Source organism: Curtobacterium sp. MEB011 (genome assembly GCF_030209655.1).
Classification (GTDB): domain Bacteria; phylum Actinomycetota; class Actinomycetes; order Actinomycetales; family Microbacteriaceae; genus Curtobacterium; species Curtobacterium poinsettiae.
The window spans coordinates 11,581-24,179 of the sequence record NZ_JARVRN010000001.1; the positions used below are offsets into that span (position 1 = coordinate 11,581).

13 protein-coding genes are annotated in these 12,599 nt (G+C 72.8%); 10 read left to right on the plus strand and 3 right to left on the minus strand.

The window, feature by feature from the left end:
• Positions 1 to 21: 21 nt before the first annotated feature.
• From QRN30_RS00060 to QRN30_RS00085, 6 genes are all read left to right on the plus strand, one after another.
• Positions 22 to 1,668, plus strand: a complete 1,647-nt coding sequence (locus QRN30_RS00060; protein ID WP_071251476.1) for a glycoside hydrolase family 13 protein — start codon at positions 22 to 24, stop codon at positions 1,666 to 1,668.
• Between the two features lie 109 nt (positions 1,669 to 1,777).
• Complete coding sequence (locus QRN30_RS00065; RefSeq protein WP_139179715.1) at positions 1,778 to 3,793, plus strand: lectin-like domain-containing protein; 2,016 nt, start codon at positions 1,778 to 1,780, stop codon at positions 3,791 to 3,793.
• Positions 3,794 to 3,938: 145 nt separating this feature from the next.
• Entirely contained in the window at positions 3,939 to 4,598 is a 660-nt protein-coding gene (locus QRN30_RS00070) for a DUF308 domain-containing protein (RefSeq protein WP_017886490.1), read from the plus strand.
• Entirely contained in the window at positions 4,595 to 4,858 is a 264-nt protein-coding gene (locus QRN30_RS00075; protein WP_017886489.1) for a hypothetical protein, read from the plus strand. Before QRN30_RS00070 ends, QRN30_RS00075 begins: the two co-directional genes overlap by 4 nt.
• 138 nt (positions 4,859 to 4,996) lie before the next feature.
• The gene (locus tag QRN30_RS00080; RefSeq protein WP_017886488.1) at positions 4,997 to 5,536 is read left to right on the plus strand and encodes an RNA polymerase sigma factor; all 540 of its coding nucleotides are present in this window, start codon (positions 4,997 to 4,999) and stop codon (positions 5,534 to 5,536) included.
• Positions 5,526 to 6,302 (plus strand): hypothetical protein, encoded by a 777-nt coding sequence (locus QRN30_RS00085; RefSeq protein ID WP_139179716.1) that lies wholly within the window; start codon positions 5,526 to 5,528, stop codon positions 6,300 to 6,302. Before QRN30_RS00080 ends, QRN30_RS00085 begins: the two co-directional genes overlap by 11 nt.
• Before the next feature lie 133 nt (positions 6,303 to 6,435).
• On the opposite strand, the gene QRN30_RS00090 is transcribed toward QRN30_RS00085, so the two are convergent.
• Positions 6,436 to 7,347, minus strand: a complete 912-nt coding sequence (locus QRN30_RS00090) for a LysR family transcriptional regulator (RefSeq protein ID WP_159555956.1) — start codon at positions 7,345 to 7,347, stop codon at positions 6,436 to 6,438.
• Between the two features lie 48 nt (positions 7,348 to 7,395).
• Here QRN30_RS00090 and QRN30_RS00095 point away from each other — a divergent pair, with 48 nt between their 5' ends.
• Together QRN30_RS00095 and QRN30_RS00100 are read left to right on the plus strand one after the other, a co-directional pair.
• Entirely contained in the window at positions 7,396 to 8,685 is a 1,290-nt protein-coding gene (locus tag QRN30_RS00095; protein ID WP_042538346.1) for an MFS transporter, read from the plus strand.
• 99 nt (positions 8,686 to 8,784) lie between these two features.
• The gene (locus tag QRN30_RS00100) at positions 8,785 to 9,390 is read left to right on the plus strand and encodes a hypothetical protein (RefSeq protein WP_140448232.1); all 606 of its coding nucleotides are present in this window, start codon (positions 8,785 to 8,787) and stop codon (positions 9,388 to 9,390) included.
• A gap of 104 nt (positions 9,391 to 9,494) precedes the next feature.
• Here QRN30_RS00100 and QRN30_RS00105 read toward each other — a convergent pair whose 3' ends face one another.
• The gene (locus tag QRN30_RS00105) at positions 9,495 to 10,409 is read right to left on the minus strand and encodes a cation diffusion facilitator family transporter (protein ID WP_017886484.1); all 915 of its coding nucleotides are present in this window, start codon (positions 10,407 to 10,409) and stop codon (positions 9,495 to 9,497) included.
• Between QRN30_RS00105 and QRN30_RS00110 the strand changes: the two genes are divergently transcribed.
• Positions 10,408 to 10,632, plus strand: coding sequence for a hypothetical protein (locus tag QRN30_RS00110; protein WP_017886483.1), 225 nt, complete (start codon positions 10,408 to 10,410; stop codon positions 10,630 to 10,632). The two genes, QRN30_RS00105 and QRN30_RS00110, sit on opposite strands and share 2 nt — an antisense overlap.
• Position 10,633: 1 nt before the next feature.
• On the plus strand, positions 10,634 to 11,611 hold the full coding sequence (locus QRN30_RS00115) for an epimerase (RefSeq protein ID WP_017886482.1): 978 nt from the start codon (positions 10,634 to 10,636) through the stop codon (positions 11,609 to 11,611).
• Here QRN30_RS00115 and QRN30_RS00120 read toward each other — a convergent pair.
• Positions 11,580 to 12,572, minus strand: coding sequence for an EamA family transporter (locus tag QRN30_RS00120; protein ID WP_042538351.1), 993 nt, complete (start codon positions 12,570 to 12,572; stop codon positions 11,580 to 11,582). The two genes, QRN30_RS00115 and QRN30_RS00120, sit on opposite strands and share 32 nt — an antisense overlap.
• Between the last annotated feature and the right edge of the window lie 27 nt (positions 12,573 to 12,599).

Sequence of the window (12,599 nt, forward strand, 5' to 3'; positions counted from 1 at the left end):
TCCGCTGAGTACGGTGGCGTCGTGACCACGCTTCGGACCCCGGCCAGCACGCCACGAACCACCGACCCGACCTGGTGGCGCGACGCCGTCGTGTACCAGGTCTACCCACGCAGCTTCGCCGACACGGACGGCGACGGACTCGGTGACGTCGCGGGCATCACGAGCCGGGTGCCGTACCTGGCATCGCTCGGCGTCGACGCGCTGTGGCTCTCCCCGTTCTTCCCGTCGCCCCTGGCCGACGGGGGCTACGACGTCGCCGACTACCGGGCCGTCGACCCGAAGCTCGGGTCCCTCGAGGACCTCGACGCGCTGCTCCGGGCCGCCCACGAGCACGACCTGAAGGTCATCGTCGACATCGTCCCGAACCACACCTCGGACCAGCACGAGTGGTTCCGGGCCGCGTTGGCGTCCGCGCCGGGTTCGCCCGAGCGGGCGCGGTACGTGTTCCGCGAAGGGTCCGGTACCTCCGGCGAACTGCCGCCGAGCGACTGGGTGTCGAACTTCGGCGGCAGCGCCTGGACCCGGGTGCCCGACGGGCAGTGGTACCTGCACCTGTTCGCCCCCGAGCAGCCGGACCTGGACTGGTCGAACCCCGAGGTCCGTGCCGACTTCGAGGACACCCTGCGCTTCTGGTCCGACCGCGGTGTCGACGGGTTCCGCGTGGACGTTGCGCACGGGCTGGCGAAGGACCTGTCGACCCCGTACCGGCCGTCGGACGAGCAGGACCTGCCGCTCGACGGCTCCGACCCGCTGTACGACCGTGACGAGGTGCACGAGATCTTCGCCACGTGGCGTCGGGTGCTCGACGAGTACGACCCGCCCCGCGCCGCGGTCGCCGAGGCCTGGGCTCCGGCACCCCGTCGCGTCCTGTACGCCCGGCCGACCGAGCTCGGGCAGGCCTTCAACTTCGACCTGCTCGAGGCCCCGTTCGAGCCCGATGCGTTCCGTCGGATCATCGAGCGGAACCTGGCCGCCTCGGAGCAGTCCGGCGCCTCGAGCACCTGGGTGCTCTCGAACCACGACGTCGTGCGGCACCCCACCCGCTACGGCCTGCCGGACGGCACGGACACCGATGCCTGGCTCATGACCGACGGCACGACGCCGGAGCTCGACCGCGCACGGGGGCTCCGCCGGGCACGAGCGGCCACCATGCTGATGCTCGCGCTGCCCGGGTCGTCGTACGTCTACCAGGGCGAGGAGCTCGGGTTGCACGAGGCCGCCGCGATCCCGCGCGACCTGCTGCAGGACCCGAAGTGGCTCCGCACCGGGCACACCGTGAAGGGCCGCGACGGCTGCCGGGTGCCGATCCCGTGGGCGCGTTCCGGGCCGTCGTTCGGCTTCGGGGACGCCGCGCCGCACCTGCCGCAGCCGCAGGACTTCGGGGAGTCCTCGGTCGAGGCCGAGGACGGCGACCCCGAGTCCACCCTGTCGCTGTACCGCGAGGCGCTCGCCGCCCGCCGTCGCCTGCAGCAGGGGGAGGCCCTGACGTGGCTGGAGTCCGGCTCCGAGGTCGTCGCGTTCGCACGGAACGACGGGTGGCGGTCGGTGACGAACTTCGGCACGGCCCCGGTGCCCCTGCCCGACGGCACGGTCGTCGCCGCGTCCGGGCCGCTCGACGGGGTCGCGCCGGGACTGCTGCCGGGTGAGACGACGGTGTGGCTGGCCTGAGCGGTCCGGTTGCGCCGTTCTTCCTCCACAGCCCGGAGGCCCGTGGGGGCGTTCCACAGATCATCCCGCCGCCGCCCGGGGGTGACGTCCCGGTCGCGAGCATCGGGGCATGACAGATCCCAGTGCTCCTGCTCCAGCTCCTGCCCCTGATCGCCGGTCGCGCCGGTCGTTCCGGTCGCTCCGCTCGCGGGTCGTCCGCCGTGTCGCCGCGGCCTGCGCCACGGTGACCGCGCTCGGCGTGCTCGCGGCGCCCGCCGTCCTGCCGTCCGGGTCGAGCGCCGCGGCCCTCGACTTCCCGTACGTCAACCAGTTCTCCAGCGCGTCCGGCGGCGCCCTGCACGGTGACGCCGCGGTGTCCGGCGGGCGGCTGCGGCTCACCGACGACGTCCTGAACCAGGCGGGAGCGTGGTCGACGAACGACACGTTCCCGTCCGACACCGGACTCGAGATCGAGTTCACCTACGCCATGTACACCGCGAAGGACGACCCCGGGGCCGACGGGCTGCTGCTGTACCTGGCCGACGGGGCCGCAGCACAGGGCGTCGGGTCCTTCGGTGCCGGCCTCGGGTACGCCTGCCGCAAGGAAGCGACCGAGGGCGGCGGGCGGCAGTGCGACCTGCCCGGCGTGCCCGGGGGCTTCGCTGCCGTCGCGATCGACCACTACGGCAACTTCTCGTCGCGCATCAACGGCTCCGGTCCGGGAGCGCAGCCCGACCACGTCGTGGTCCGCGGCTCGGGCAACGGGACAGAGGGGTACCGGTACGTCGCCGGTGCGACCGCTCCCGGTGGCACGGTGACCTCCGGCTCGACGCCCCGCACGGTCCGCATCACCCTGCTGCCCGACGACGACGGCGGGCTCTCCGTCACGGTCCGGCTGCAGGCCGGCTCGACCATGCGCACCGTCCTCGACTCGGTCCCGCTGCACGGCGACGGCCAGGCTCCGTTGCCCAGCACGCTGCGCCTGGGGTTCGCGGGGGCCACGGGCAGCCACGTCGACAAGCACGAGGTCGACGCGCTCCGGGTCTGGAAGCCCGCCGACCTGTCCGTCGAGCACGACCTGCCCACGACCGTGACGGCCGGTGAGTCGCTCCGCTACACCGTGACGGCGCGCAACCCCGGCCCGAACGCCGCCGACCCGAGCCCACTGCAGGTCGACGTGCCCGACGGCGTCGAGGACGTCACCTGGACCTGCACCGCCGCCGAGGGTTCCGCCTGCGCAACCGGGTCGGGCACCGGGGACGTCGCGACCGACCTGTCCCTGCCCCGAGGGGGTTCGGCCGTCGTCACGGTCGAGGGCCGGGTGGCCGAGGGCACGTCCGGAACACTGGAGAGCGTGGCGACGATCGCCCCGCCGACCTCGTTGTCCGACACGAACGAGGCCGACAACACCTCGCGAGCGAGCACGACGGCGACGGCACCGGTCGTCGCGGCACACGTCGAGACCGACAAGTCGGTGTCGCCGTCGACCGTCCAGCCCGGCGACGAGGTCGAGTACCTCGTCACCGCCCGGAACCGGGGCCCGTCGGTGGCGCAGCAGGTCGGTGCGGTCGACGACCTGCCCGAGGCGATGCGGTTCGTGGGCTCCGACGACGGGTGCACCGCCGAGGGCCAGCGGGTGACCTGCAGCTCCGACGTGTCGCTGGACGTGGGCGAGACCCTGGACTTCCGGATCCGTGCCGCGCTCGATCCCGCGTACCGGGGCGACGGCTCCGACGTCGTGAACGTGGCCACCGCGACGTCGCCGACCGACCCGGACGGTGGTGACCCGTCCACCGGCGTCGCGATCGTCGTCGGCCCGGACGACGAGGCGCCGGAGCCGAGCCCTTCGCCCACCACCGGTCCGGTGCCGACGACCGGCCCCGCCACGGACGACGGGGACGGTGACGCCGGTGGTGACGGCCCCGCGCCGGACGGTCGCGACGACGGGGACAGCGGCGCCGGTGACCCCGCGGCCGGTCGTGGTCCGGGTGCCCCCGTCGGAGCCCTCGCCTACACGGGCGCCGAAGGACTCGGCCTCGCCGCGGCGCTCGCCGCAGTGGCCGCCGCGGTGGGCTCCGTGTGCTGGTGGCTCGCCCGACGTCGTGTCCGGCTGGGCGCCCCGGACGACGACCCGCAGCAGCCCTGACACCACGGGGACGGCACCGCAGGACGGTGTCGTCCCCGTGCAGGGGGGTGTGGACGTCCACAGGGGGTCGAGTCCGCTCCGGTCGGGCGCTCACCACACCGGCGGTAGGATCGGATCCACGATCCGCATGCCCGAAAGAGGTCTCGTGTCCGACACCGTGGACGACGCCACCACCGTGGAAGAAGCGACCCAGCGCGCGCGGTACTGGCCGATCCCGATCCTCCGAGCGGTCCCCGCTGCGATCGTCGCGATGGTGATCACCTTCTCGACCAACCACGCCGCGGGCTACGGCCTGCTGCTCTTCGGCGGCTTCGCCCTGGTCGAGGGCCTCGTGCTCCTGTTCGCCGGGATCTCCCGACTGCCCCTCGACGGTCGTTCGCGTCGCACGACCCTGCTGCAGGCCGTCATCACCCTGCTCGCCGCCGTCGCCGCGATCGCGTGCAACGGCTTCGGGCTGCCGGCCTTCATCACGGTCATCGTCGCGTTCGCGGTGCTGACCGGAGCCCTCGAGCTGTCGCAGGGGCTCCGGGCCCGGCGGCGTTCGCCCTTCGCCCGCGACTGGACCACGATCGGCGGCCTCACGCTGCTGCTCGCGGTCGCCTTCCTCGTCACCCCGCCGGACTACTCCCAGCAGCTCGGTGGCGTGGAGAAGGTCACCGGCACCCTCGACGCCTCGATCGTGCTCGTCGGCCTGCTCGGTGCGTACCTCGCCATCACGGCCGTCTTCCACGTGATCGCCGGCCTCTCGCACAAGTGGGGCACGGCCACGCCGGCCGTCGCCCCGGACGGAGCACCACACGCATGACCACCCCCAGCCGACGTGACCGTCTGCGCCCGGTCGAGCTCCTCGGGATCTCCGCGATCATCGCGGTGTTCACCGGGCTCGTCGTGCTGTTCTCGACGCGGGAACTGCAGCTGGCCGTGATCTTCCTCGGCGTCGCGTTCATCGTGGTGGTCGTCGTGCTCGCGATGCTGCAGCTCGCCTCGTCGAGTGACCAGGACGACAACGACATGCTCGGCGGACACAAGACGCCGGCCGAGGGCGACGGCGACGACTTCCACTGAGTCCCGCCGCTGACGGCTGACGGCTGACGGCTGACCCCCAGTCCTGGGCGGACACGCCCGAGGTCACGAATCCGGAACGGTCCTGTCAGGATCGCCTGTCCTGCCGACACCTCTGAGTGAAGGGGGTGGGATGTGGATGTGACGACCGGCACCGACACGGACGAAGGACTCGTCCGTGCGATGGCACAGGGAGACACCGGCGCGCTCGCCCGGGCGTTCGACCGGTACGCCGCCACCCTCACCCGCTACGCGTGGGCGCTGGTCGACGACCGGTCCGACGTCGAGGAGATCGTGCAGGACGCGTTCCTGACGCTCTGGCAGCGCGCCGCGACCCTCGAGCTGCCGGCGGACACGGTGCTGCCGTGGCTGCTCGTCGTGTGCCGCAACCACGCCTTCAACACCGGGCGCAAGCAGGCCCGGCGCCGCACGGACGAGCTCCCGGAGCACCTCGCCTCGCCCGCCGACCACGACGAGGCCCGCGAGACCCTGCGCTGGGTCCGCGCCGAGATCGCCGCGCTCCCGGACCTCGACCGCCGCATCTGCGAGCTCTGCCTGCTCGAGGGGCACTCGTACGCCGAGGCCGCCGAACTCCTCGGACTCACGGTCGGCGCGGTCACCCAGCGGGTGTCCCGCAACCGTCGACGACTCAAGAAGGTGGTGATGCACGATGAACACTGAGCCTCCGCAGGGAGACGACCTGCAGCGCATGCTCGTCTCGATGAAGCAGAACGTCCTCGAACGTGCCACCCCGCTCCCGAAGCGTCGTCGTGGCCGGTCCGGGATAGTCATCGGTGTCGTCGCGCTGCTCGCCGTCGGCACCGCCACCGGCGCCGTCGCCCTGACCCTGTCGCAGCAGAACGCCGACCCGGTCGCCGCTCCCACCCAGACCCGGCAGCCCGAGCCTGCGCCGTCCTCCACGACGCCGAGCTCCGCCCCGATCACGGGTGCCCCGGTGCCGAAGCCCACCCCGACGTCGACACCGACCCCCGTCGCGGCGACGATCCCCACGGACTGTCGCGCGCTCGTCCCCGCCGAGGACTACGACCGCTTCTTCGGTGACACCCCGCTGACGCAGGCCGACCCACCGTCGGGTACCGATCGAGTGCCGGATGGTCAGGACCCGGAGGGCACCCAGTCGAAGGTCTCCTGCTCGTGGCGTGACCCGCGCGCGGACGTGTCCGGGATCGAGGTCCGGGCCGGGACCGCCACCGAGGCGACCATCCAGCGGGAGATCGAGGAGTTCCCCGCGTACGACGGCGGCGGGACCTGCACGGAGCGTGACGGCGGAACCTTCTGCCAGTCCCGCGGGATCGTCGAGCCGTACGGCGTCGAGAAGGCCTACACGTACTTCGCCCGCGGTGACACCTGGATCACCATCGAACAGACCAACGTCCCGACCGACGGGCTCCTGCCCGCCCTCATCGCGACGTTCTGGGGGGACTGACGGCCCGGAGGCACGTGGCGGACCCGACCCGTGCCTCCAGTCCGTCGGTGGTCAGATCGTGAGCAGGAACGGTCGCCTCGCGCACCGCGACGCGACCGTTCCTGCTCACGAAGCACACCGAGCGCGCCCAGCGTCACCCCACCCGCGCCGCCACGATGTCGCGCGCCAGCGTCCGGACCGCGCGGCTCGGCTCCGGGGACGTCCGGACCGCCAGGCCGATGCGGAGCGGGTCGACCTCGTCCTCCAGGTCGAGCACCGCCCCGTCGTACCGCACGCCCGAGTCCGGCACGACCCCGACGCCGAGCCCGGCCGAGGCGAACCGGATCACGGCGGGCATGTCGTTCATCTCCGCGACGATGCGCCGACGGATGCCGAGTCGCTCGAGTGCTCCGTCGAGGATGATCCGGTTGCCGAACCCGTGTGCCGTGTCGACGAAGGGCTCGTCGGCGAGTTCGGCGAGCGACACCGACGACCGGCCGGCGAGCGGGTGGTCCGCCGCGGTGAACACCCGGAACGGCATCTCCCGCAACGGCTCCACGACGACGCCGGCGGGCACGGTGGGCAGGCCCGTGTAGGCGATGTCGAGCCGCCCGGCGACCAGGTCCTGCACGAGGCCGGTCGTCCCCGACGGCGAGGTCATCAGCTCCACGGCGACGAGCGGGTGCTGCCGCCGGAACCGCTGCAGCACGCCCGTGAGGTCGACGATGTCCATGCTCGTGAAGATGCCGAGCCGCACCCGACCCCGCAGGTCGGCGTCGTCGGCGGTGGCCAGGTCACGCATCCGGTCGAGGGACTCGAGCACCGCGCGGGCATGGGGGAGCAGGTCCTCGCCGGCGGGGGTCAGCACGAGCTGTCGGCCGGTGCGGTCGAAGAGCCGCACGCCGAAGCTGCGCTCGAGCGAGGCGATGCCCGCGGACACCGTGGACTGCGCGGCCCAGAGCCGTTCCGCCGCCCGGGTGACGCTGCCCTCGGCGGCGACGGTGACGAACTGTTCGAGCAGTCGGGTCTCCATCGTCTGAGTATCGAGCAGATCGATCACTGACATCAAGGGCATCCGTTGGACTCGATGCACCGCGCACGCGATCATCAGAGCATGTCAACCGTCACCGAGACCCCGACGGGTACCGTCCCCGCCACCAGCGCCGCGCCCGCATCGGCGAGCGACCGCGTCGTCGCGCCGCGCGGACGCCGTGTCCACACCCGTCGGCGTCACGGCTTCGGCTTCTGGGTCGTCGCGTTCGCGTTCCTCACGGTGATGGCCTTCGCGACCGTCCCCGCGCCGCTCTACGTCATCTACCAGGCCCGCGACGGGTTCCCGACGTTCACCACGACGGTGATCTTCGCCGCGTACGGGGTGGGGGTCGTCGGGTCGCTGTACCTGGCGGGGCACCTCAGTGACGTGCACGGGCGGCGGCCACTCATCCTGGTGTCGATCGCGCTCGAGCTCGTCGCCGCCGTGCTGTTCCTGCTCTGGAACGACGTCACCGGCCTCATCGTCGCCCGGCTCGTGACCGGCCTCGGCGTCGGGACGCTGACGGCGACCGCGACGGCGCACCTCGGTGAACTCCGGGTCCGGGCGACCGGGTCGAGCGACTCCGCGAAGGGTGCGAGCGTCGCCGCTGGGGCCGTGAACCTCGGTGGGCTGTCGCTCGGCGCCCTGGTCGGTGGAGCCCTCGCCGAGTTCGTCGGGCAGCCGCTCATGGTCCCCTACGTGGTGTTCGTCATCGCGCTGGCGGTCGCGTTCGTGCTGGTGCTCGCCGCACCGGAGACGGTCGACCGCCCCGAGCAGCCCGTGGCCTACCGACCGCAGCGCATGCAGGCTCCCGAGGGGCAGGGTGCCGCGTTCTGGGCCGCCGGGGCAGCCGCCTTCGCCGCACTCGCCGTGCAGGGGCTCTTCACCTCGGTCGCGCCGAGCTTCCTCGGTACCACCTTCCACGTCACCGACCGCCTGGCCGCCGGCGCCACGACCTTCGGGGTCTTCGCTGCGAGCGCGTTGTCGCAGATCGTCTTCGCCCGACTGTCGCAGCGGGCGCAGATCCGGCTCGGCATGGTGCTGCTGGTCGTCGGGCTGGTCGTCCTGGCCGTCGCCGCGGTGCTGCTGCAGGTCGCCGGGTTCATCGGCGGTGGGGTCGTCGCGGGTGCCGGCGTCGGCCTGCTGTTCCGTGCCGCGATCGGCAGTGCCGCAGCACTCGTCGGACCGGAGCGTCGGGGTGGCGTGCTCGCAGCCACGTTCCTCATCGCGTACGCCGGCCTCACCGTGCCGGTCGTGGCCGTCGGGGCCGCGCTGCTGGTGATCCCGACGCTCCCCGTCCTGATCGGGTACGTGGTGCTCGTCGCCGTCCTGGCCGTCGTCGCCGGCACCCGGCTGGCCGCGCGCGCCTGACGGCGGGCGGGCTTGGCGTCCGCCTCCCGCACCCGGAACCGGGTTCCGTCCTCCGTGAGCCGGCCTGGAGGCGCGACCCACCTCCGGCATACTGGGCGCGTGTCCCAGAACCGCAACCGTCCCGTGATCACGGGGATCGCGGCCGTGGTGGCCGCGGGTCTCCTCGCCGGCGGGCTGTTCCTGACGGCACGGCAGGGCGCGGACGACCCGACCATCGACGTCGGCTCGGCCGCGCGGACGCCGAGCGACGCGTCGACCGCCACCGGCGACGGCACCGTCACGATCACCCGCACGGGGCCGGACCTGCCCGGGTCCGCCGCCCTGGCGCGGTGCGACAGCACCACCCAGGCCGCGGTCGCGCAGTACGAGACCCAGGCCCTGGGCCGCGTCACCCTGCAGTGCGGCACCGCGGCCCAGGGGTACGAGCACATCCGGGTGCGCCACACCGCTGACTGGCGCGACGTCGTCACCGGGCACGGCTCGCGCGACTGGGACGACGCCATGCTCACGGCGGTGCAGACCGCGCTCGAGGACCCCCGCCCCGGGTTCCCGCTCGACGCCGGCGACGGCAAGGTCTGCTACGCCGCACCCGTCCGGTTCGACGACGGTTCGCGCCCCGACGACGAGCCCTGGGTGAAGGTGATCGTCTCGGCCACCACCGACCGGGTGATCACGGCGTACCCCACGCGCACCGACGACTGCTGACCCGGCACCCGCGGACACCCGTTCTGCGACAGACCACGCGTCGATCACCTGGTGGATCGTCGCGGAACCGGGGCGCTGACGCCCGCACGCCCGAGCGCGGGACCCTACGCGTGCACCTCGTACTCGTGCCGCCGGTGCGACACCGGCTCCAACTGGAAGGTCGAGTGCTCCACCGGCACGTCGAAGTGCTCCGCCACACACCGCTGCAGCTCGTCGAGGATCGCGGGGGCGTGCGCCGTCGAGAAGCAATGGTCGTCCACGACCACGTGCGCGGTCAGGTTCGGTACCCCGGTCGCCACGAGCGTCGCGTGCAGGTCGTGCACCGCGATGACGTGGTCGAGCTCGAGGATGTGGCCGCGCACGTCGTCGAGGTCGAGCCCCGGCGGCGTCGACTCGAGCAGCACGTTCGCGGTCTCACGCAGCAGCCGGATCGCCCGCGGCAGGATGAGCAGACCGATCAGGATCGCGGCGACGGAGTCCGCACGCTCCCACCCGGTCAGCATGAGCACGATCGCCGCGATGATGACGGCGACCGACCCGAGTGTGTCGTTGAGGACCTCGAGCCGGGCGGCCCGCGAGGTGAACCCCTCGCCCGATGCCCGCAGCAGCACCGCGTAGGCCACCAGGTTGCCGACGAGGCCGACGATGCCGAACACGAGCAGCGGCCCGGAGTGGATCTCCTCCGGCACGACGAGCCGCTGGGCCGCCGAGATGATCACGTAGACCCCGACGGCGAGCAGGATGGCGGCCTGTGCGGTGGCCCCGAGGACCTCGGCCCGCTGGAAGCCCCAGGTGCGCTGCGCGGTCGGCGACCGGCGGGCGAGCCGCGTCGCGACGAGCCCGATGCCGAGTCCGCCGGTGTCGACGACCATGTGCCCGGCGTCGACGAGCAGCGCGAGCGAACCGGTGACCACGGCGCCGACGACCTCGGCCAGCAGGATGCCCGCCGAGATGCAGAACGCGATGAGCAGGGCGCGCTCCGAGGCGTGCCCGACGCCGTGCCCGTGGTCGTGTCCCATGTGCGACATCGTAGGGATCCGCACCGACGACATGCCAGGATCGAACCGTGAGCCGGTCGCGCTGCGCCTGGTCCCCACGCGTGTGACGCTCGTGGAACGATTCGATGACGAAGCCGACCTGCAGCGCGTGTCCCTGGTGCTCGCGGCACCGGTGGTCGGCACGCTGTACCGGTACGAGGGGGCGTTCCGGTACGAGATCGCGCCGGACACAGAACGGGGATGAGATGAGCGACCAGAAGGGCCGCGTCGTGATCGCGGGAGCGAGCGGCTTCGTGGGGCAGTACCTGCGGGACGCCTTCACGGAAGAGGGCTACCAGGTCGTCACGATCGGGCGGACCGGCGACGCCGTGTGGGGCAACACCATGCGCATCCGGGAACTCGTCGACGGCGCCGCCATCGTCGTGAACATGGCGGGCAAGAGCGTCAACTGCCGGTACGGCCGACGCAACCGCGCCGAGATCATGCGCTCGCGGGTGGACACCACGCTCGAGCTCGCCGAGGCCATCCGGACGTCCGAGCACCCGACGCCGCTGTGGTTGAACGCCTCGACCGCGACGATCTACCGGCACGCCGACGACCGCCCGCAGGACGAAGCGACGGGGGAGATCGGCGAGGGGTTCTCGGTCTCGGTGGCGCGCGCGTGGGAGGACGCCTTCTTCGGCGCCGACCTGCCCGGCACCCGTCGTGTGGCACTCCGGATGGCGATCGTGTTCGGCGACGGCAGCGCCCTGCTGCCGCTCCTCCGGCTCGCCCAGGCCGGCCTCGGTGGGCCGCAGTACGACGGGCCGTGGGTGCCGACCCGATCCCGGCTCCGCGCCGGCACCTACCACCACCACCGGCCCACCCACGGTCGGCAGCGGTTCAGCTGGGTGCACATCGCCGACGTCCTCGGGTCGATCCGGTTCCTCCGCGACCACCCGGAGATCGAGGGGCCGGTGAACGTGTCGAGCCCGAACCCGTCCGACAACCGAACCGTCATGGCGACCATCCGCGACGCCGTCGGGCGCCGGTTCGGGGTGCCGACGTTCCGGTGGATGCTCGAGCTCGGGTCGTTCGTGATCCGCACCGAGACCGAACTCGTGCTGAAGAGCCGGTGGGTGGTGCCGACCCGGCTGACCGAGGCCGGCTACGAGTTCCGCTACCCGCACCTGCGTGGGGCGCTCGCCGGGATCATCGCGGAGCGTCGCCAGCACCGGGGCTGAGCACCGGAACCGGGACCCCGTCGATCGGGGCCGGGGCCGGTGCCGGGGCCGGTGCCGGGGCCGCGGCTGGCGCCGGGTACGCTCCCGGCCGTGGCCCGCGGGCCGGGCGCGACGACCACAGCACGGCGGCCACGACGACCGCGCCGGCGAGCACCTCGACCAGGTCGGGCACCTCGCCGAAGGCCGCCCACGACGCGAGCACCCCGACCACCGGCACGAGCATCGAGAACGGTGCGACCGTGCTCGACGGGTAGGCCGCCAGCAGCCGTGACCAGATGCCGTAGCCCACCAGGGTGGCGACGACCACGATGTACAACAGGCCCAGGTCGGCGGGCAGCGCGGCCGCCGTGAACGCCGAACCGAGTGCGGTGCCGATGCGGTCCGGCCCCTCGACCACGAGCGACAGCACAACCATCGGGACCGGTGGCACGACGGACCACCACAGGGTCAGGTGCAGCGGGTTCGCGGCTCCCGCTCGTCGGGTCGCGACGTTGCCGATCGCCCACCCGAGCGCACCGCACAGTGCGAGCACGACCGGCAGCAGCGCGGCGGTCTGCGAGCGGTGCAGGGCGATCGCGGCGAGGGCGGCCACGGCGACGGTGACCCCGACGACCTGCCGTCCGGTCAGCCGCTCGCGCAGGAACACCCCGGCCAGCACCACCGTGAACGGCGCGGAGGCCTGCAGCACCAGCGAGGCGAGCCCCGACGGCATGCCGGACGCCATGCTGAGGTACAGGAACGAGAACTGCAGCACCCCGAGCCCCAGGCCGACGAGCAGCAGCCGCCCGAACGGGATCCGGGGCCGCGGCACGAACAGCAGCGTCGGGACCGCCAGGATCGCGAACCGCAGCGCTGCGAGCAGGAACGGCGGGAAGTGCTCGAGCGCGAGTGCCGTCGCGGGGAAGTTCAGTCCCCAGACCACGGCGACGACGACGGCGAGGAGACGGTCTCGGGCGGTCATGCTCCTCATCGTCCCGGGCACGACGTT